The 21411-nt window shown below is 36.6% G+C and carries 16 protein-coding genes and 1 tRNA gene; 3 read left to right on the forward strand and 14 right to left on the reverse strand.

What is annotated here, in order from left to right:
- Positions 1-15: 15 nt before the first annotated feature.
- The 12 genes from ML462_RS04485 to ML462_RS04540 all read right to left on the reverse strand — a co-directional run bounded on the left by ML462_RS04485 (position 16) and on the right by ML462_RS04540 (position 18776).
- Positions 16-1293, reverse strand: a complete 1278-nt coding sequence (locus tag ML462_RS04485; protein ID WP_240712552.1) for an MFS transporter — start codon at positions 1291-1293, stop codon at positions 16-18.
- 208 nt (positions 1294-1501) lie between these two features.
- A complete protein-coding gene (locus ML462_RS04490) occupies positions 1502-2212 on the reverse strand; it encodes a FadR/GntR family transcriptional regulator (protein ID WP_240712553.1) in 711 nt (236 codons plus the stop codon).
- Positions 2213-2392: 180 nt separating this feature from the next.
- Complete coding sequence (locus ML462_RS04495; protein ID WP_240712554.1) at positions 2393-3730, reverse strand: RagB/SusD family nutrient uptake outer membrane protein; 1338 nt, start codon at positions 3728-3730, stop codon at positions 2393-2395.
- A 10-nt stretch (positions 3731-3740) separates the two neighbouring features.
- Positions 3741-6926: a SusC/RagA family TonB-linked outer membrane protein gene (locus ML462_RS04500; RefSeq protein WP_240712555.1), complete on the reverse strand. Its 3186-nt coding sequence runs from the start codon at positions 6924-6926 to the stop codon at positions 3741-3743.
- A 568-nt stretch (positions 6927-7494) separates the two neighbouring features.
- Positions 7495-7872, reverse strand: coding sequence for a cupin domain-containing protein (locus ML462_RS04505; protein ID WP_240712556.1), 378 nt, complete (start codon positions 7870-7872; stop codon positions 7495-7497).
- 20 nt (positions 7873-7892) lie between these two features.
- Positions 7893-10151 (reverse strand): heparinase II/III domain-containing protein, encoded by a 2259-nt coding sequence (locus ML462_RS04510; RefSeq protein WP_262914723.1) that lies wholly within the window; start codon positions 10149-10151, stop codon positions 7893-7895.
- 96 nt (positions 10152-10247) lie between these two features.
- Entirely contained in the window at positions 10248-11018 is a 771-nt protein-coding gene (locus tag ML462_RS04515) for an SDR family NAD(P)-dependent oxidoreductase (protein WP_240712557.1), read from the reverse strand.
- A complete protein-coding gene (locus ML462_RS04520; RefSeq protein ID WP_240712558.1) occupies positions 11015-12130 on the reverse strand; it encodes a polysaccharide lyase family 7 protein in 1116 nt (371 codons plus the stop codon). Before ML462_RS04520 ends, ML462_RS04515 begins: the two co-directional genes overlap by 4 nt.
- A gap of 100 nt (positions 12131-12230) precedes the next feature.
- On the reverse strand, positions 12231-13505 hold the full coding sequence (locus ML462_RS04525; RefSeq protein ID WP_240712559.1) for an Nramp family divalent metal transporter: 1275 nt from the start codon (positions 13503-13505) through the stop codon (positions 12231-12233).
- Positions 13506-13525: 20 nt separating this feature from the next.
- On the reverse strand, positions 13526-15412 hold the full coding sequence (gndA, locus tag ML462_RS04530) for an NADP-dependent phosphogluconate dehydrogenase (RefSeq protein WP_240712560.1): 1887 nt from the start codon (positions 15410-15412) through the stop codon (positions 13526-13528).
- The gene (locus ML462_RS04535; protein WP_240712561.1) at positions 15405-16457 is read right to left on the reverse strand and encodes a polysaccharide lyase family 7 protein; all 1053 of its coding nucleotides are present in this window, start codon (positions 16455-16457) and stop codon (positions 15405-15407) included. Before ML462_RS04535 ends, gndA begins: the two co-directional genes overlap by 8 nt.
- Positions 16458-16463: 6 nt before the next feature.
- Entirely contained in the window at positions 16464-18776 is a 2313-nt protein-coding gene (locus tag ML462_RS04540; protein ID WP_240712562.1) for a chondroitinase-B domain-containing protein, read from the reverse strand.
- Between the two features lie 248 nt (positions 18777-19024).
- On the opposite strand from ML462_RS04540, the gene ML462_RS04545 reads away from it, so the two are divergent.
- Positions 19025-19588 (forward strand): TetR/AcrR family transcriptional regulator, encoded by a 564-nt coding sequence (locus tag ML462_RS04545; protein ID WP_240712563.1) that lies wholly within the window; start codon positions 19025-19027, stop codon positions 19586-19588.
- Between the two features lie 58 nt (positions 19589-19646).
- Positions 19647-20201, forward strand: coding sequence for a carboxymuconolactone decarboxylase family protein (locus tag ML462_RS04550; protein WP_240712564.1), 555 nt, complete (start codon positions 19647-19649; stop codon positions 20199-20201).
- A 172-nt stretch (positions 20202-20373) separates the two neighbouring features.
- Here the strand turns inward: ML462_RS04550 and ML462_RS04555 are convergent.
- Both ML462_RS04555 and mce read right to left on the reverse strand, forming a co-directional pair.
- A tRNA-Ile gene (locus ML462_RS04555) sits at positions 20374-20447 on the reverse strand.
- Between the two features lie 67 nt (positions 20448-20514).
- Positions 20515-20913, reverse strand: coding sequence for a methylmalonyl-CoA epimerase (gene mce, locus ML462_RS04560; RefSeq protein WP_240712565.1), 399 nt, complete (start codon positions 20911-20913; stop codon positions 20515-20517).
- A 101-nt stretch (positions 20914-21014) separates the two neighbouring features.
- Between mce and rbfA the strand changes: the two genes are divergently transcribed.
- The gene (rbfA, locus tag ML462_RS04565) at positions 21015-21410 is read left to right on the forward strand and encodes a 30S ribosome-binding factor RbfA (protein ID WP_240712566.1); all 396 of its coding nucleotides are present in this window, start codon (positions 21015-21017) and stop codon (positions 21408-21410) included.
- The last annotated feature ends 1 nt before the right edge of the window (position 21411 follow it).

The raw sequence follows: 21411 nt of genomic DNA on the forward strand, positions 1-21411 counted from the left end.
TTAGATATAAAACGTTTAATTGGATTCTACTTCAACTGGCTTGATTCTTCTAATCAAAATATATATAGATAACACAGCTAATGGAGCCAGAATAGAAATAATAATAAAAGCCGGCGTATACGATACTTCAGTAATTTTTGGGATAAGCCAGTTCATTATGATCACGGAGACAGCCGCAACGGTTCCAGCCAGGCCTGCGAGTGTTCCAACAGACGGACCTTTTAGCAAATCACTTGACAATGTTTGAATGTTACCAATGGCAAACTGAAAACCAAATAGGACAATGGAAACGATATAAATGAAGGTCATTGGATTATCTCCCTGGACCAGAAAAATTATACCCATAAGGCCTAAAAAGATCAGGCTACCACCAATAAGAATAGAGAGTTTCCTGGAAAAATCTAATGAGTGCTTTTCCATTAATTTACCAGAGAACCAGCCTCCAGCAATACTTCCAGCCATTCCACCCAAATAAGAGATCCAGATTGTAGAGCCAATTTCTTCAATACTAAAACCGAATTTTGAGTTTAGATAAAGAGGCATCCAACCAACAAAAAGCCACCAGATGGGTTCTATAAAAAATCGTGAAACTAAAACACCCCAGGATTCTTTATAACTTAAAATCTTCAAAACTGGTAATCCTTTTTCCTTTTCGGCCGTCTCATCTGGTACTATCCTCCCGGAAAGAATAAGATCTCTTTCTTTCGGGGTTAACCATGGATGTTTTTCAGGTGTGGTTTTATTGATTATATACCATGGAATTATCCAAACAAAACCTACAATACCTAAAATTATAAAAGTGGTTCTCCAACCAAACTGAGCATATAAAAATGCTATTAGTGCCGGTGCAACGACACTTCCAAGTGAAGCTCCTGCATTAAATATTCCTTGGGCAATGGCACGTTCTTTTACCGGGAACCATTCACCATTACTTTTCACAGCTCCTGGCCAGTTTCCAGCTTCTCCAAATCCTAAAAATGCTCGTACTATAGATAAGGAAACCAAACCTCTTGCAAAAGCGTGAAGAATAGCGGCCGTAGACCACAAGGCTATTGAAAAAATAAATCCAAGACGTGTCCCAATTTGATCATATAGCTTACCAGATAAAAACTTACCAAGAGCATAAGTGACCATAAAAACATTCAGCATCACCGCATAATCAGCCTCATCCATACCCAGGTCCTTGCCCATTTCTGGCCACATGACTCCAAATGCTGTTCTATCTATATAATTTATAACGGTGGCAATACAGATCAATACTATTATCCACCACCTAAGTCCTCTTATCTTCATATTCACAGGTTTTCAGCTTAAAATTTCAGCCTGATTTTCAGACAATATTTACCTACAACCAATAGGGGAAACCCTATGGAGTTTTATATTTTAATAACCTGGAAAAAGATATATTCTTGAAGAAGGGTATATCCAGTAATTCCTGGTTTAAATAATTCTCTCTATTATTTATTAAACCTTAATTGGGAGCGTGCAATCCCGGGAAAGGCTATAAATCTACATTATAACAATACTTATATAAACTTCTAAAATGTATTTTCATTTGCTTTTTAGCGAGTTTAGGGTCCTTATTCTCAATAGCCTCAAGAATAGATTTATGTTCTTCTATCGCAAGGAAAGCCTGATTCTCATCACATACATGATATTTAGCAAAATTTGTAATGATTTCTGGCGTGATAGTGAGCATAAATGTATTTATGGTACTATTTCCACTTGCTTTAGCTATTGCTAAATGAAACAATAGATCTTCCTGTACAGCGTCTTCTCCTTTAAGTGCTTTAGCGGTGTACGCCTGTAATGTTTGTTTCATATGCTTAAGTTGACTTTCTGTACGTCTCATAGCAGCCAACCGAACCGTTTTTAATTCTAATAAAATTCTTGTTTCAACCAGAGACTTAAAATCTGGGTCGTCCAAACTAATTATATCTGCCATCATTCCGTCAACAGCTATAGCTCCAATATCGGCTAGGTAAGTACCACTTTGTGGTACGCTCTTTAATATCCCATAAAATTCCAAAGTTTGAATCGCTTCCCTGAGATTATTCCTGCTAACCCCAAATTTTTCAGACAACATCCTTTCTGAGGGTAATTTATCACCAGGTTCTAAATTTTTGAAATTTATGTATTCACGAATTTTGGTTAAAATTGTATTTCGTGTTTGTTTCTGGAGTTCGATTTTTGCATATCCATCTACTTTCATCTATCAATATTTAACTTTAAAAAAATTGGTTAACCAAACTGGTTTTTCAAAATTAGGAAAATTTTCTTAGTTCAGGATTAAAGTGTTCTGCTAATTCAAAACTCATAAGTTTTATTGATTCCGCCAATATTAAATTTAGCGGAATCAATGATGGCTAACTCCATTCAAACCCTTCTAGAATTAACTTCCTTGATAGCCAGGATTTTGGGTAATAACCCCATCACTGGCCAGGATTTCTGATATTGGAATAGGAAACACAAAATAATTTGGATCTACAGATTCTTCTAATTCCTGGTTAACCGTACCTGTTCTTACCAAGTCAAACCATCGTTGCCCTTCAAAAGCTAATTCCAGTCTTCTTTCTTCATAAATAGCTTCCCTTACCGAGGCCTGTGTGTTCAGATTATTATGATCTAACGGGTTCAAGCCTGCCCTTTCCCTTATGGGATCCAGTAGATCCAGAACTTCTTCTGCAGGGGCACCATTTTCATTTAAAGATTCAGCATATAAAAGAATAACATCGCCCAATCTTAATTCTATCCAGTCATGATCTGGCCCACCAGTTTGCGGATATTTAGGAGAAGCCATTAATTCTTCGTCTATCACTACACCTCTTCTTAATGTATCTTCCACTTCTCCACTTTCTTCAAAAGCAGTTATTAGATCTGGATCCAAAGGCATAAGGGCTTTAGTATCTAAACCTCCGTACCAGGACCAGAATTCTGATTCTGGATATTCATCTGTAATTGAACTCGAAATTTGTGTGGCAAAAATAACTTCGGAATTAAGATCATTTTCAAATCCAAAGATATCGCCATAATTTTCCTGTAAGGATATTCCAGCTCCAGAGGCCCCATTGATAACTTCAGCGAGTAAAGGTTCTGCACTACTAAAATCACCTCTTTGTATATGAGCTTTTGCTAACATCCCCTGGGCAGCAATTTTGGTTGCTCTACCATTTGATAATCCAGAATTATCCAAATTAGCTATTGCATCCAGGAAATCTGGAATGATTATGTTGTCATAAATATTTGCTACCGGTTGTCTTTCCAGAATAGATTTATCTGTAGTACTGGGTGAAGCAGATAGATTTACTGGAACATCCCCAAATACCTTGACCAATTTGAAATAAGATAAGGCTCTTAAAAATTTTGCTTGCCCTATATGACTTGTATTTGTGGAGTTTTCAATTACATTATTGGCGCTTAAGATCGATTTGTATAAAGCCGAATAAAACGGTCTAAAGAATTGATCTTCCATAACAACGATATCACCGTTAAACCTATCAAAAGAAGGGTAAGGTTCTTCGTCCATCAACGCATTATCTGCTCTAAAATCTCCCATGACAGCTAAAGGAGTAACTGAACCATGCTGATAATAATATGCAGCATTTAATACTCCCTCAAAATCTTGCAATGAATTTGATTTAGCTATGTTTGGCGGATTTTGATCTAAATCACTTTCACAACCTACAGCTACTAGAATTACCACTAATAATAATTTATATACTGTTTTCATTTTTCAATCTTTAAAAATTAACATTCAAACCAAATGTAAAACTCCTTACAATCGGACTTGCTCCCACCTGAACACCGTAGGTAGTAGGTCCTAAATAACCATCATTGGTAATTTCAACACCTTCCGGATTAAAAGAGGTGTAATCATCAGACCATAAGTATAATAAGTTTGATGCCGCAACATATACTCTCACAGTGTTTAACCCCACCTGGCTCATGATTTCACGATCTAAGGTATAACCTAAAGTTAGGTTCCTTAAAGCAACATAAGAAGCATCTTGCACCTGCGCATCTAATTGATTTCTAGACTGGGTGTAGAATTCACCATTATGATCAGCTATACCATCACCGTTAGCATCAAAACTATCCATTACTCTTCCTCCAAATTCTGAATTGTAATAAATGGGATCTACATTAAATATATCTCCTCCCTGAGAACCCTGGAATTGGAAAGACATATCAAATGCTTTAAATCTCATTTGGCTATTAAGACCCCAGTAAAAATCCGGGGTATTCTGACCAATCTTCACAAGATCTCCACCTTCTTCAACAGTCCTGGTTCTATCGATCACACCGTCACCGTTTTGATCTACCACGTAATATTCTGAACTGTTTACACCTATAGCCCTGGTTGGATCTTCTATAAATCTATCTTCTACTATACCGATAGTCTCTAATCCCCACATCTCACCAATCTCTCCGCCTACATAATTTCTAAACACAGGACCTCTACCACTCTGGCCGTAAATAACCTGTGGTAATTCGTCCAAGCCACCTAGATCTGTGATTTCAGTCTCTACTGTAGAAAGATTGGCTCCTAATGTCCAGGTGAAATCATTCTCATAGTCCTGAATAACAGCCCCAGATAATTCAAATTCCAAACCTGAACTCCTAACGTCTCCAGAATTTAGACGTATGGAAGTGGTACCCAGAACTTCAGAAACACTTTGATTAATTAAAATATCTTCAATATCTGAAGTATAATAATCTGCACTGAATCTTATTCGGTTATCAAAAAACCCTAGATCTATACCATAGTTGGTTTCTGTATTTGTTTGCCAGGTTAAGTTATCGTTCGCTACATCAGCTGGAATTAAATACGCATTTCCTAGTACCGAAGCCTGAGGATTTAACAGACTTAATGAATTGTAAGCCCCTAAATCTGAGGTTGTTCCTAATGACCCTGTACTAAACCTTGGCTTCAATGTACTCAATAACTCAGAATTCCAGAAAGCTTCATTATGTACATTCCAACCTAAAGAAAGAGCCGGGAATGTCTCAAATTTATTGTTCTTGCCAAATCTCGAGTCACCATCTCTTCTCACTGAAGCCGAAAACAGGTAGCGATTATCATAGGCATAATTAACCCTACCAAATACACTCCTTCTGGAAATGGTTTCATCCCTTTCAGTTACCTGAATATCAGCAGGATCCAAAAGGTTGTAGTTTATAATATCTCCAAAAGGTACATTGGTTCCATTAAGGGAGTTTCCTCTGGTATAAAGATTTTGAAATTCAAGACCAGCAACAGCAGATATATCATGCTTACCTATAACTTTATTAAAGTTTAAGGTAGTCTCACTTAAAATTGAAGACCTTTTTACATCTGTCTGGTCTAAATTTGTTTGATTTGAACGCGCCCTGGAATCAAATTCAAGTCCTCTCCAGAAATAGTCTTGAGTGTCCCTGATATCTGCCCCCAAGACGGTTTTAATATTCAAACCTTCCAAAATAGCATATTCTAGATAAGAAGTGATATTTGCGAAATACGTTTTTTGATAACGGTCTGTATTATCAAGTTTCGTTGCTGGTCCCGCATCACCAGATCCACCAATACCATTACCACTTCTACCATAATGCCATTCCTGTGCCGTATCACCCGGTTCTAAAGTATAAATACTATTATTAAATGGAGCGTCACCTCCTCTATAACCAGCATCAAACGGATCCAGCCCTAAAGATTGCGCTTGTTGATCTAATTGCTGAACGAATGCTATTGATGCTTCCGTATGATAAATAGGATGTATATTATAGGCTCTTATAAGGTCCCTCATATCCCATCCTACCATATCTCGTTTAGAGGCAAATCCGTTGAAACTTACTCCGGCTTTAAATTTATCACCCAATTTTGTATCAACATTCAAACGTGCATTTACTCGTTCAAAGGCCTGATCTAATACGATACCTTCAGTATTCTGGTAACCAACTGAAGCGAAATAATTAGCATTTTCACTACCACCACTCATGCTAAAGTCATGGTTATTACTATATCCATTTTTGAAAAGCCAGTCTTCTACTGCCACTACATCTGGAGCATTAGCATAGGCATTGATCTTATAATCTACAAAGGCTGGGTCTAATTGGGAAACATCATATCTGCCGCTGGCAATACCTTCCTCTAAAGTATTCGCCCATTCTCCAGCTGTCATATTTATATTATCATTTTTATATCTACTTGATATACTTACGTAACTATTATAGCTGAAAGTAGGCTTTCCTTCTTTTCCTTTTTTAGTTGTTACCAGTATAACCCCATTAGCTCCCCTTGAACCATAAATAGCAGCAGATGCAGCGTCTTTCAAAACTTCGATACTTTGAATATCATTAGGGTTTACCGTTGCTAAACTTCCTGAAATGGGATACCCGTCAACTACAATTAAAGGATCTGAGTTTCCATTGATCGAAGATGCTGCTCTAACCTGAATTTTTGGATCAGCACCCGGAGCTCCATCCTGATTCTGAATTAAGACACCAGATAATTTACCACCGAGGGCTTCATCCACCCTGGTTGCCTGAATTCCCGCTACATCATCACCATCTACCTGCGCGATGGCACCAGTTAAATGTGATTTTTTACGGGAACCGTACCCTATTACCACAATATCATCCAACTGCTCTGAACTTGAAACAAGTTCTACATTCTGGATTTCTTGTCCATCTACTGGGATCTCTTGGTTTTCAAATCCCAAATAGGAGAATAAAAGAACGTCACCCGGAACTACATCGATTTCGTAATTACCATCAAAATCGGTTACTACGCCCGTATTAGTTCCTTTAATAAATACATTCACACCACCCAGGGGGATATTATCATCCTGCGAAGTTACATTTCCGGAAAGCGAATAACTTTCCTGAGCAATTAAAGATAAATGGCATAAAATCGCCATCATAAAAATTGCTGTGGTTTTCCAATTCATAAGATTTCATTTAATTAAATTAATAATTCAACCTAACCAAGTAGAGTTCATTGCCCAGCCAAGAATTGGCAACCAAAATGCTTTTTTAAATTACTTATGAATTGGTATCTTTGCAATACTTGTCAATTTTAAGTAATTCGACATTAGTTTAAATAACTTCTCTCTATGAAGTTTGATTTTAAAGGATAGGCGTGCACCTATCCTTTATTTTTTTACCATTCTTAACCACACTTTTAATTGGTTATCCAAATTGGTTTCCCAAACTGGTTTACCAAATATAACCGGTTTTTATTGTTAAACAAAACTTAATTGCTTTTTTTTCGATTTTTAGGCAAAAAATTTAGTGATTATCAGTTTTAAGGCACAAAAAATTAAGAGAATGCAAGAGCCCTGTTAACTCAAGGTTAGTATCAGCAAAAAACGTAGCTTGATTTGCAACCAGAGAAATCACTAAAGAAATTATAATTTCAGTTATTACTTCCTTTGGAAAATATTAAAATAGTCTGCTTGAGAATTAAAAAAGTACAAACTCATGGTTAAGGGGTTTCCTTTTTAACCCTATCGTTTATTAATTGGTTTTATCCCCAAAATAGGATACCCCGCCACCACTTAAAAAATCCTCCCTAACCGGACTAAAGGTGTCAATCAACATTCCTTCCTCCAGGCAAACTGCACTATGCATTAAATTTGGTTCGATATATACACCGTCTCCTGCCTCTACAATTTTCTTTTCTCCATCAATTTCAAATTCAAATTTTCCGGAAACACAATAAGTAGCTTGGGTATGAAAATGTTGATGAGGTGAACCCAATGCCCCTTTTTCAAATTTCACTTGCACCATCATGATTTGGTTATCGTAACCTAAAAACTTTCTTGATACACCTCCTCCAAGTTCTTCCCATTCCATGTCTTTTGTGATGATGTACTTTTCGCTAAATCGTTTCATAATTTTAAATTTCTTTGTTTTTATTTATAATAATATGGACCTGTCCATTTATAGCCAATATCATTTATGGTTATATTATGTGTTGCATCCTTAGCAGCATTGGTATTTGCTGTAATAAAAAAGGTGGTATTTCCCTTTACATTGGTAATGGAAATACCAGTATAATCTTCAGTGTCTAAAACAACTTTTAAGTTCTTAATATTACTTTTTGAATTCCATGCAGACTCAGAAACCGGACTGTAACTACCATGGGATTCTATGGCCGAAACAAAAGTTGTATTCGTGCAATTTTTCCTTCTCAATATCAAAGCCGGATCTCGTCTTAAATTAAATTCTGGATCGTTGGCCCCAATTCTTGTAAATAAAAATTCATCGTTACTATTTGTTACTATAGTCAGAATATAAAAAGTGTTGTTATTGAACCATGAGAATTTGGAATAATCAGCATCTCTTTTTGCCGAAGCTTCAAGATATAAATGTTGGTATCCGTTTTCATTTCCTAAAGGTTTCAAAATTTCCGGTGTTTTGTATTCAAAGCTTGTTTGAAGAATTTGTCCGAAGTAATAAAACGGCAAGTCGTATTGATTGGCTGAAGTTGAATTAATCTTCATAATATCCAGCATGAATGGTTTTTCATAATCTTCACCATTTAAAATTGCCATGGTACGAAGCATCTCAGTTTCTGGATATGCATTGATTTCCTTTGCGCTTACCACTTTTACATTATCATTTTCCACATAAAAATAATGCAAGTCTGAATGATGTTTACTTCCCTTCTCATAATCAGCATTAAAATGAGAAATTTCATTTTGAATTACCGTATTATGGGCTATGCTTTGTTTTGCCCAACTAGAGTTTTCTTTTAGGTAGTTCCCTCCCCCTTTCTGTTCGATATTCACAAATCTAGCAAGACCATAATCCTGGATAATTTCATCACCTTTTTCAAAGAGCGAAAAGGATAATTTGTCATAATGACCGTGACTTGATCCCTGCGCGGTATACTTAAATACCAGTTCCAGGTCACCCTGCCTAAGAATGGCAACTCCTCCTTGATCTCCTTTTGGTCCATCAGTTAAATTAATTGATGTTTTCTGGTAAGGCTTTTCCTTTCCCTTTTTGATACTTAATGCAACTGAAAATCCTGAATCATCTAAAAGTACCTGCCCCTGTTCTTTGGCTATACTCAAAAAGCCGGCTGCATCATCACTATTATGATATGCTATATCCACTGCCGTTACTAATTCCCTCGAATAATAAGACATCCCTTTCTGAGCGTCATTCAACGGGAAAAATTCCCCATCGGCATCGGTTAGATTTAATAATGTCTGTACTGCTTTAAGTAGCACACCGTTTTTATAATTAAAGATTTCTAATTCTGGCTTTTTATTTTGAAGACTTTGTGCAAAAATTAAAAAGGGGTACATAGCATATCGCTGATAATAAGGACCCTCTGTATAATATCCATCAGGTGAAAAAGGTTCTTCTATATTCGCCAAAAAACCTGCTTTACCATCCTTGTTAATAAATCCTCCGTCATCATCCTTAGCTGTTTTATCCAGGTTAATATTTTTAATCCCATATAGAGCACGGTGGATCAGGTCATCATCGTTCATAACCAAACCAATCATACCCACAGCTGCATTTCCCCAGGTACTGTGATTATGAACCCGATTGAAAAATTGAGGATTACCAATCGAAATATAATCTGCGAAGGGTCTGAAAAGATTTGACTCTAGTTTGTAGCGTTCTTCTTCAGAAAGGTAATTGTAAACGCAGTCGTAAGCCTGACTAACATAAACCAGCCAGTTAGCATCGTTTAAACATTGCCAGAATAACTTGCCACGGGCATAGGAGCGTGTTTTAGGATGCTGAGGTAATGTTTTATATAATGCTTCATATTGCATCAACATATCCTTTACATACTTGGCATATTTTTCATCATTCAAAATCTGATAAAGGACGCCAGCCTTTTGAATTACCAGAAAATTTCGTTTATGCCTTTCATGGGTATATCCACCTGAATAATCTTCTGGTACCGGTGTATCAATCCCTTGTGAAATTTCGGCATCAATTTCTGCTTTTACCTTTTCCAGCGTTTCATCAAAAAGTGGAATACTGCCCAGATGCGCCCTGATTTGTTTTACGCCCTCTTTGGTAAGAATAAGATTGGGATGTTCCTGATCACTTGCAGCATCAGAATAATAATCAGAACCCTGACTAAAGCAGACCGCTATAAAAGAAAGATAGAAAAACAGAAAAAAAATAAATTTTCGCCTCAAAATTAATTGGTTTACCAAATTGGTTTACCAATATACAATAATTTTATACTTAACACCATTTCCTTTTCTTAAAATTTATCCCAGGTTAAGTGGGCACTACATATTGTATACTCCACCATTAATGTCTAGTGTGGCACCAGTGATAAAGCCGTCATATTCAGAAGCTAAAAATAAAACTGCACGGGCAACATCATCTGCATTCCCGGCGCGCTCAATAGGTATTCCTTCTATGGTTGCGGCAGCAGATTCTTTCGTGGTATGTGTATCATGGAATGAAGTTCCCAGAATAAGTCCCGGTGCAACCGCATTTACACGTACACCTTGTGTGCCAATTTCTGTAGAAAGCGCCCTGGTAAAAGTTAAGATTGCGCCTTTACTCGTTGCATATGCCAGGGAACCCGGATGCCCACCTTTTCTACCTGCAAGTGATGCTAAATTTACAATACTACTATTGCTATTCCTGACCAAATAAGGTACCGCAGCTCTGGTTACCAGCATCATCGATGTAAGATTAATATCCATCACTTTATCCCAGAAATCTGTTTGTATTTCGGCTAACATTTTACGCTCTACGAGTGAACCTGCATTATTTATAAGAATATCTATTCCACCTAAAGCCCTTACAGTTTCTTCAATTAATTTTTTGGCATCAGCTTCTTTTGTAAGATCTCCAGAAATAGCAACAGAATTTACCTTTTTAGCCGCAGCATAGGAAGCTAATTGGTTTGCGGTATCTGCACTGGAAAAATAGTGTATTGCTACATTTGCCCCGCTATCTATAAAGTGTTTCGTTATAGCCTCCCCAATTCCCTGCGCACCTGCGGTAATAAGTACATTCTTACCTGATAGTTTTGTTTTTTCTTTCATGATTTATCATTTTTTGTGAAATACTCTTCATTAGAAACGGCCTTATCACTCACAGTTATACGAGCATCCCTAAACCATACTTCAGCATAGTTTCCGTCTGCATATTGTTTTTCCAGATCTCCGTCATGGGTTTCTGCTCCAGAACACCAGTTTCTATTCTCCGAGGGTGATTTCCCATTAGTTTGATTGTAAGAACCTAACTTAAAGAAACACCCTTCTCCCGCGTATGCATTTTTACGTTCCACACCATCCTGACCAATGGGAACGAATAGTTCCTTAGTTTGTTCTGGAATATCAGTAGATTTTGAAAATTCAGATTCAATCAGGTTTTTGGTAAATGTCTTGGTTTCATGGCCTTCACTTGTGAATTTTAAATTCATAATCCCGTTCTTCACTTCAATTTCGTAACTGAATTCTTCACCTAATTCAATACCATTCTCTGGTTCTTCAGGATATGTATTTTCACTTGAGCCAATCACTGAAAAGTCATGTCCCCAAACTGGTGTAGAAAAATCCCATCTTTTGGAGTTATCATCACCTGCGGTATTGATCTCGTAATGCCAGAATACCGATCCTTTAGAGTGTCCAGGAAATTTTTTGTAAAAAATTTTCAGTGGTTCATTCTCATGGCCATCGGCACTATGAATCTGGCCAACCACTACCGAGTATGATGCTGCTACACGGGCATCGCCGGTAGAGGAGACATTCATAACCTTAAGAGTTGCCTCCAGTTTATCATCTGCGGTAGCGGGATACCATTTTTTAATCTGAGCCAGTTCTGTCCGGGTATTATTAGAAGTACCATGAGTATCTCCGGCATTTGGAGTCTTAAAAACTACCCAATCCCCAGAATCATCTGTAGCAGTATAAAAGAAGTTCTCGTCTTCAAAATTATTTGCGATACCAGCATTTGAACCATCTCCCAATATTAATTTCCAATGATCGAAAAATGGAATAACCTCACTGGGGTAAACAGTTTTATTAGATTCCTCTTCATCTTTACTAACTTCAGTGGAAGTAGTATTTGCATTTTTGATTTTATCATTACAACTACTACCACTTAAAATTAGTAGAGCCCCAAAAATTATTGATTTGATTTTATGATTTTTCATAATATTTCATTTAAATTTTTTTTGAAATTGATTCAAATATTCGATCATCTAGAATGAAGCATAAAACTTAAACCACACAGCTTTTCATATCATTTAAGTATTAAAAATACTCCATTAAAGCCAGGATCCCATTGTACGAAATTACACAGGCAAAGAGCAATGAGGCGAAAAGCCCTATATTCACAAATAAGCCAGTCTTATATTCTTTCATTACTTTTTTACTGTTCACTAATATTATAATTCCGAGTATTACTAAGGGTAATACGAAGACATTAAAAACCTGGGATAGAATCTGAATCTCAATAGGGTTTGCACCGAAGACGGGTCCAATTAAAGCGACCAAGCAGGCAATAAATGTTATTATTCTGAATTGTTTGGAACTCGTATCTAATTCTCCGGACTGATAATCTGCAATTAATAAGGGAGCAATCAATAAACAGGGAAAAATGGAAGATAGACCGGCACTCAGTGCTCCAAAAAAGAAGATGGTCACTGCCCATCTTCCAGCTACTGGCTCCAGAGTATTTGCCATATCCAGTACTTTAGTCACTTCTTTCCCTTCATAGAATAACGCGCCGGCAGCAACAGCCATAATAATACCGCTGATCACAAATATTAAAATAGCGGCGGTTATGGAATCCTTTTTCTGTTGGTCTAAATTTTTAATTGTCCACCCTTTTCCCTTTACAAAGAGAGGACGCGAAAGAAAGGTTGCTGAAGCCATGGTGGTCCCTACAAAAGCAGCGACTAACATTTTACCTCCCGGCACATCTGGAATTGTTGGGATCATTCCTTTAACCACATCCAATGGTAGAGGTTGTACAAAAAACAGGGATAACATGAAAGATAACCCCATAAGAGTTACAAAAATGACCAGGATCTTTTCAAAAAAAGTGTACTTCCCTACTAAAAGGAGCAAATAGAAAACTAAAATTATAACAATAGCTGTAATTAGAACAGTTTCATATTCATAACCTCTTAAACCCGTAAAATTAAGTGCCAGAATTTCGAAAATAATATTAGAGGATATCCCCAGGATTCCCATAAGAGAGTTCCATTGCCCAAAAGTGACGCCAATTATAATTAATATCCCAAGCGCTTTACCGAACTTCAAATGTTTCTTGAATCCAAATAGAGCAGTTTCCCCCGTTATCAAAGCGAAATTACCATAGGCAAACATTAATATTCCTGAAAACAGGCAGCTAAGCAATAACACCCATAGTAATTCCATATTGAATTTACTACCCGCTACGATCATAGAGGTAACACTACCAGTACCAATAGTATATCCAATTGCAAAAATACCCGGGCCAAAACCTAAGATGATGGCAATAACTTTTTGTAAAAATGATCTATTATTTGCGGTAGCATCCATGATTCTGAATTATTGTTTCTCTATTGCTCCCAGGAGGTATGGTGATTTTTTCCAGATTCGTCGTCGATCCTTTTGTAGGTATGCGCTCCAAAATAATCTCGTTGCGCCTGGATAATATTAGCAGTGGAATAAGCTGTTGTAATTCCATTAAAAAACTGAACCGATTCGCTAAATGCCGGTGTCGTAATATCTTTGAGCAAACATTCTGAAACTACTTTTTTTACTGATGGTCTAGCTTTATTTAGCTTTTCAATTAATTGGGGATTGGCCAACAGGTTAGAAGTCTCTTTATGGATTTCAACCAGATCCCGCATTAAATCAGATTTGATAATACAGCCGCCTGTCCAGATCCTTGAAATTTCACTTAGATTTAAATCCCATGAATATGATCTTGAAGCTTCTTCAATAATTTTGAAACCCTGATAATGATTTATAATCCTTGCAAATTGGTAGGCTTCCAATATTTCATTTGTACTAATATTCAATTGTGAATCGTTAACCTTTCCAAAGGTTTTATTCAATAAAAGGCGTTCTTCTTTATAGAACGATATGAATCTTGAAAATAAGGCGGAAGCAATTAATGTGCATGGCACCCCAAGTTCTGCTGAAGCAATAGTCGTCCAGTTGCCTGTCCCTTTATTGCCGGCTTTGTCTAAAACCTTCTTCACTAACCAATCTTCACCTTCTTTTTTCCTCAAAATTGTTACGGTGATACCTAACAAATAACTATCAGCTGTCTCTTTCCATCTTTCCAAACTATCAGCAATCTCATCTGGAGTTTTACCTAATCTCTCTAAAATAGCAGATACCTCAGCTAATAATTGCATTTCTACATATTCAATCCCATTATGAACCATTTTCACAAAATGACCGCTTCCTTCCGGTCCTATGTAGGTACAACATGGCAAGTCTTTCCAATCTTTAGCCGATATACTTTCAAGGTAAGGTTGTACCAGTTGGTATGCCTCTCTATCTCCTCCAGGCATAATGGATGGCCCAGATAAAGCACCCTCTTCTCCTCCTGAAATTCCTGTGCCTATAAAGTGAATATTTTTTGTTTTTAAATATTCTATACGTTCTTTAGTCTTTTTATAATTTGAGTTTCCGCCATCAATCAGGATATCATTTTCAGATAAATGAGGTAGCAGATCTTCTATCACATGATCAATTGCTTTTCCTGCATTTACCATGAGCATGATTTTTCTTGGTTGTTCCAATGAATTCACAAAAGAAGAAATATCATCGAAAGCAGATGCATTGGATAATTCCGGAAATTGGGCTTTAAAATCTTTAGCAACATTTTCTTCCACACCATCTACATGCCTGTTAAAGATTGAAATTCTGAAACCATTATTTGCCAGGTTTCTGGAAAGACTTTTTCCCATAACACCCAGACCAAACAATCCAAATTCTGAAGTTTCCATAAATTCGCTTTTTATAATTTGAGTAATTTGAGATGGAGTTAAACTTATATCCAGTTTTAAGGCTTCCTCAGGTTCTTCCAAAATCTCGAATTGGGATTCCAGTAAATTTGAAGGCATAAAATGATCTGTTCTATTCTTTACCCTTTCGAATATCTGCTCATAGGAACCTGACAAATAAATCCATTTCACCTGGTTTAAAAGGCCCCTTCTTAAAGTTTCACGATATTTTTGTTTTAAAGCTGAACAAACAATAATGCAACTGGATTCTTTGATTTTTCCCTTAGCGAACTTATTTAAAGCCTCTAACCATTCATGCCTATCGTCATCATTCAATGCGCGACCACCAGCCATTTTTTTGATATTAGATTCAGGATGAAAATCATCTCCGTCAAAATATGGGATCTTCAAGTCCTGCGCTAGCAATTTTCCTATAGTGCTTTTACCACTACCCGAAACACCCATGATATAGATAATCTTATTCATTGTTTTTATTTGGAGGAACTCCAGGACCTACGGTTGCTTCCCTAAACCAAACTTCAGCATAGCTTCCTTTCTCGTATTGCTTCGCTATATCTCCTCCATAAATTTCAGATCCTGTGCTCCAAACGAGGTTGTCTTCCGGACTTTTACCATTGGTTTGATTATAAGCCCCCTGTTTAAAAAATTGTAACTCACCAGAATAAGCTTCTTCTCTTTCCACACCATCACGGCCTATGGATCCATATAATATTCTTACCTGTTCAGGCATATCTGCTTTATTGGAATATTCAGATTTCTTTAAATTTTTTGTGAATGTTCTGGTTGGATGCCCTTCACTGGTAAAGCTTAAATACATAATGCCATCATAGACATTTACTTCATATCTAAATTCCTCCCCCAAGGCAATTCCGTCTTCCGGTTCTTCCGGAAAAGTATCTGGAGTATTTCCAACTTTAGAAATATCATATCCCCAAACTGCATTTGAATATCCCCATCTACCAGAATTATCACCTTTGGTATTGATCTCATAATTCCAGAATACGGAGCCTTTTTCATGACCAGGAAACTTTTTATAAAAAATCTTTAGAGGTTCATTTTCGTGACCTTCATCGCTATGAATCTGTCCAACCACTACAGAATATGATGCTGCAACCCTGGCATCTCCAGAAGTTGAAACATGTTGAACTTTGAGTGTACCGGTTAATTTACCTCCTTCTTCCGGCGTCCAGCGTGATTTTTGACCCAGTTCTGTTCTGGTATTGCTTGAATTTTTTGAGGTAATTCCGGCATTTGGAGTTTTATAGACTACCCAATCAATATCTCCGTCTTCTTTTACATAAAAGAAATTATCCTTTTTAAAATTAACCAGATCTTCCTTGCGCGTTCCGTCTCCTAAAAGGATGGTCCATTCATCCATAAATGCAATGACATCACTAGGGTATTTAGTTTCCTGTGCCTTAGGTTCGCTATCGCTCGCAATCTTTTCTTCCTGATTTTTACAGCTAGCCAACACAAGTATTGAGATGATGAATAAAAACTTTATTTTCATAACTATTTAGTACATTAATTTTTGTTTCAAGTTTTCCTCTACCTTGATCTCTCCAGAATTTTTAATTGTATTATTCACCGGTTCCTGCCCCTTGGCACCCCACAATATGGCAATGTATTTCACCGGATTATTGAGAAAGGTATTGTTTGCTAATTCAAGGTTTACAATACCCCGGGTTCTTAACAGAACTTCCGTTTCTTGAGCAACCCCAGAGTTTTTAACCGTATTACCTTTAAATATTAGCGTCCCTCCTATGGTAGATTCATCATAGCCTCCACGGTAATAATTTAAAACCTCTGTACTTATATTTTCAAATGAAGAATTTTTGATAATAACGAATTCAGCATTGTACTCTCCTTTATCATCGATTTCCTCTGCTAGGCTAAGGCCTCCCTTAAGGTTTTTAAACTTTGAATCGGCAATCGAAATCGTATCAGCAAAGGAACCTTTAGAGACCTGAAGCAACTCACTAAAATCAGATACCTCAGAGCCTTTGATCCATAGGTTGTAAGCAACAGACATATTATCATCCAGGGTTTGGAAAGCATTCATTCTTGAATTTCCCTGAAGTATAACATCCTGAATTTTTAGACTGGCTTTTGGTTTCAGTTTAAAAGCTGAAGAAAGGTTGGTTTCGCTAAAATCTAATATTGCTTTATCTGACTTATTTTGAGATCTAATGATAATTCCTTTTGAAATACTAATGGAACTTTCAAATTTATAATCCCCTTCGGCTAGTTCCAGGATGTCTCCAGCTTCAGCCTCCTCCAGTTTCCTGAGAAATTCCGTTGAAGTAGATACCCTTAAAGTTTTTCCTTTTTTACCAATAATTTCAGGCTGAAACCATTTAGGGCCATAATTCTCCTGTTTAAAAAGGTTTACTTGTTCCGCTACAGGTAACTTAAACGCTCCCGGACTGTTATTTCCAGTACGATCCCTGCCTAAAAGATCTTTATCGATTTTTTCGAAATCAAAACCATGATATGTAACATTAAAATCATGTTCCGGTACATATAAATATTCCGAAATCTTTTTAATCTTAAAGTCCTTCCTAACTATCCCACTGTCTTGAACTGAACCTTTATTTTCGTAGTTAAGAATGTTATTTTTAAAGGTTACACCGTCAACCGTGTCATAAGCTACGATCGGACTTTCTTGGACCTTCTCATTGTAAACTAGATTATTGGCCATTAACACTCTTTCAGGCCTTGCCGATCGAATCTCAGAAGCAGGTAACACTCCAGCCTGGTCGGTATTTGAACCAACACTAAAATGCCAGGGAGATTTCGTGTCTACAAAAGAATTATAAGCGGCGACAACATCGGTCACCTGATTATACCGATTTAAAGGAGACTTTGGAATTCCATTCATCACCGCGAGGGGACTTCTAAATTCAGTTCCTTTAAGTTTGTAAAAATAATTGTTGGTAATCCAGTGCCCGGTATTTATAACACGAATTCCACCAATAAATTCAGAATTGTCATTCCCGATAAAAATGTTTCCATCAATGCTTGCATAATTTCCATGCCTCAGCACTAAAGACCCTTCAGACTCAAAGAATACGTTATTTTTGAAGGTATTGAAGTTGGATTTACTAGATATAATCTCTACCTCACCGTTGCACCTGTAAAATAGGTTATCTGCGATATTTACATAAGCAGGAGTCATTGAAGTCTCACTGGACCCGATTTGAATGGTTTCAGCATGAGGTCCTCCTTTTCTAGGTCGAGGACCGAAGTAATTATGAACTATTTGATGATGGGTATTAATGTTTTCATTGCCCTTGAGGTAAACTCTCAAAGTTGGGCCGGAGTTTGATTTTCCGGCAATGTAAGAATGGTCCAACTGATTATTTCTACCCCAGAATTCAATCCAACGATCCTGAGTTTCCCTGCTTGGCTGAGTAAAACCTTCTATTACACAGTTAGTGACCCTGGAATTATTTGCTATATGGTCGTTATCAACCTTGAAATCTATAACAGTATTATTAGGTGTATAACCGTTCTGAAAAATTAATCCCTCCACAACGATAAAATCACCACCAATTTTTAAGAATGATTCGCCTTCGATGAATACCTTTCCCTTCTCCTCGGCCATGATTACGATAGGCAGGTTTTTTTCTCCATTGGCTATGATTTGAATTCCTACATCTGTCCATTTTCCATTGGCCATAATTATTGTATCCCCAGGATTCGAATTTCCCAAAGCCTCTTCCAGCTCAGATAAATTCTTGACCCGTATAGATAATGAGTCATTACTATTTTGAGCAGATCCCCCAAGGGAAAAAAGAAAGATTAAAAATATCGAAAGAATTCTCATATTAAACTGGTTTACCAATTTGGTTTACCAAATATAGACTTAATTATGAGTTTTCCAAAATTGAATTCAAATATTAATCATTCTCATAATAATTGCCCCAAGATTTTGAGAAGAATGTAATTTATAAATGGTATGATGAATTTTAAAGCCCTTGATTAACTACTCGTTTTGACCTTATATAAACTTAATAAAGAAGTAAATTTTGTCATTTCTAAACGATTGGTTAGTTTTGTAGTACAATTTTGAAGATGGCTCGAAAAAAGAACTATAATGAAGAAGAGGTAATAGAAAAGGCAATGAACCTTTTTTGGATCAACGGTTATAAAACTACCTCGATGCAAATGCTGGAAAAAGAAATGGGTATCAATAAATTCTCTATTTATGCGAGTTTTGGAAATAAAGATGGAGTTTTTCTGGAAAGCCTGAAGTGTTATAAGAAAAAGCTCAATGTTCTAATCGAGGATTTAAAGCAATCTCCTGATGGTATCGCCGGGATCAAACAATATTTTTATGCTTTTGTAACCTTCTCTAAAAATACGGAATTTGGAAAGGGATGCCTGGTAACAAATACCGCAAATGAATTGAATGATAAGGCCGACGAGAAAATCATGGAATCTGTTACCACATTTACAAATCAAATTAAACAGCTGTTTGCAGAAAAATTAACCCAGGAAAGAGAAAGATCAGAAGCAAAAATTGAAGAAAAAGCTGATTATTTGCTCCTTTCAATGTTCGGATTATCCACGGCTACCAGGGTATTCAGTAAAAATCAAATTGAAAATTATATAGAGAACGTTTTTAAAAACGTCTAAATTTTTTTACCTCAAAACTAAACGATTGTTTAGTTTAATTTTAATCAAAAATAAAATTATGACAGAAGAAAAGAAGTTACCAATTCACACCATCGAATCTGCACCTGAGAAAAGTAAAGATTTACTGGAAGATTCTAAAAAGACCAATGGTTTCGTGCCTAACCTGCACGGCGTACTTGCAGAATCTCCTGAGCTACTTAAAGCTTATAAAACACTTCATGAACTATTTTCTAAATCTTCTTTTAATAAAGATGAATTAACCGTGGTATGGCAAACCATAAATGTTGAGCATGAATGTCATTATTGCGTACCAGCTCATACTGCCATTGCCAAGATGATGAAAGTAGATGACGAGATCACCGATGCTCTTAGAGACAAAACTGAATTACCTTCAGAAAAATTGGAAATTCTAAGAGAAACCACCTTAGCCTTAACCAGGAATCGCGGTAATATTTCATCTCAAGAACTAGACAAGTTTTACGGCGCAGGGTATTCTCAAAGGAATTTGCTGGATATTATTTTAGGGCTATCACAAAAAGTTATTAGTAACTATACAAATCATATAGCTAAAACGCCATTAGACGAAGGATTTGAAAAATTTGAGTGGAAATAAAAAAATTAAAAACAGTGTTAGTTTGTTTCTAACACTGTTTTTCAATCCTAATTTTATACTGTAGATCAATTAGAAATTAATTATTCAACACTTAGAATTAAAAATTTAGGTGATGATATTGCTATTTTAAAAACAAAAAACCTGTCTTTAAAGAGACAGGTTTTTTTAAAAGTGGTCCCACTTGGGCTCGAACCAAGGACCACCTGATTATGAGTCAGGTGCTCTAACCAACTGAGCTATGGGACCTGATACTTGAGCGTATCGAGAGCGCAAATTTAGATAATTGCAAGTTACGCACCAAACAAAAATATTCCTATTTTTCCTGACATAGCTCTACCAGTACACCGTTCGCATCCTTTGGATGCATAAAAGCTACCAGCTTATTATCGGCTCCAGGTTTCGGACTTTCATTCAGCAACCTAAAGCCTTCTTTTTTAAGCCGCTCGATCTCAGCTTCAATATCATCCACATAAAAAGCCAGATGATGAATCCCCTCGCCTCTTTTTTCTATGAATTTAGAAATTGGACTTTCAGGATTTGTTGCCGCTAACAATTCTATCTTACTTTCACCTACTTTAAAAAATGAAGTGGTAACTCCTTCACTTTCCACGGTTTCCATTTTGTATGGCTCAACACCCATTACCGCTTCATAGGTTTTATTCGCTGCTTCCAGGTCTTTAACCGCTATACCAATATGTTCTATTCGCTTCATAAATCTTCAATTTACTCAGACAAATATCATTAAATTATGTGATATGGTTCAAATTCACTTATATGAAGATAAATCACGTTTAAAAATTTTACTTTTGTAACATGGAAGAAACAAACAGACAAAAAAAGATTGGTGGATTATTGCAGAAGGACCTTGCTGATATCCTACAGAACTCTCTTAGAGATAGCGGAAGGACAGGGATCTTGATTTCTGTTTCCAAGGTGAGGGTAACTACAGATCTATCTATCGCCAAAGCCTATGTTAGCATTTTTCCTTCTAAACATCAGGAAGAGGTGGTAAAGGAGATCAACGAGAATAAATCTAAGATAAAGCATGAAGTTGCGCAGCGCACAAAACATCAACTTCGTAAAATGCCAGATCTTAATTTTTATATTGATGACTCTCTTGAGTATATAGACGGAATCGAAAAATCCATCAAAGGCAAGGAAGACCCTATTTCCAATCCAGATCTATTAGACAAAAGGAAAAAGTCTTAAT

Source organism: Christiangramia lutea, assembly GCF_022489035.1.
In the GTDB taxonomy this organism is placed as follows: domain Bacteria; phylum Bacteroidota; class Bacteroidia; order Flavobacteriales; family Flavobacteriaceae; genus Christiangramia; species Christiangramia lutea.

Bases quoted from the DNA above. Each gene is read 5' to 3' on its own strand.
- ML462_RS04525 (WP_240712559.1), bottom strand. From the start codon at position 13,505: ATGGATGCTACCGCAAATAATAGATCATTTTTACAAAAAGTTATTGCC.
- ML462_RS04500 (WP_240712555.1), bottom strand. From the start codon at position 6,926: ATGAATTGGAAAACCACAGCAATTTTTATGATGGCGATTTTATGCCAT.
- gndA (WP_240712560.1), bottom strand. From the start codon at position 15,412: ATGAATAAGATTATCTATATCATGGGTGTTTCGGGTAGTGGTAAAAGC.
- ML462_RS04485 (WP_240712552.1), bottom strand. From the start codon at position 1,293: ATGAAGATAAGAGGACTTAGGTGGTGGATAATAGTATTGATCTGTATT.
- mce (WP_240712565.1), bottom strand. From the start codon at position 20,913: ATGAAGCGAATAGAACATATTGGTATAGCGGTTAAAGACCTGGAAGCA.
- ML462_RS04520 (WP_240712558.1), bottom strand. From the start codon at position 12,130: ATGAAAAATCATAAAATCAAATCAATAATTTTTGGGGCTCTACTAATT.
- ML462_RS04550 (WP_240712564.1), top strand. From the start codon at position 19,647: ATGACAGAAGAAAAGAAGTTACCAATTCACACCATCGAATCTGCACCT.
- ML462_RS04535 (WP_240712561.1), bottom strand. From the start codon at position 16,457: ATGAAAATAAAGTTTTTATTCATCATCTCAATACTTGTGTTGGCTAGC.
- rbfA (WP_240712566.1), top strand. From the start codon at position 21,015: ATGGAAGAAACAAACAGACAAAAAAAGATTGGTGGATTATTGCAGAAG.
- ML462_RS04490 (WP_240712553.1), bottom strand. From the start codon at position 2,212: ATGAAAGTAGATGGATATGCAAAAATCGAACTCCAGAAACAAACACGA.
- ML462_RS04505 (WP_240712556.1), bottom strand. From the start codon at position 7,872: ATGAAACGATTTAGCGAAAAGTACATCATCACAAAAGACATGGAATGG.
- ML462_RS04515 (WP_240712557.1), bottom strand. From the start codon at position 11,018: ATGAAAGAAAAAACAAAACTATCAGGTAAGAATGTACTTATTACCGCA.
- ML462_RS04545 (WP_240712563.1), top strand. From the start codon at position 19,025: ATGGCTCGAAAAAAGAACTATAATGAAGAAGAGGTAATAGAAAAGGCA.
- ML462_RS04495 (WP_240712554.1), bottom strand. From the start codon at position 3,730: ATGAAAACAGTATATAAATTATTATTAGTGGTAATTCTAGTAGCTGTA.
- ML462_RS04540 (WP_240712562.1), bottom strand. From the start codon at position 18,776: ATGAGAATTCTTTCGATATTTTTAATCTTTCTTTTTTCCCTTGGGGGA.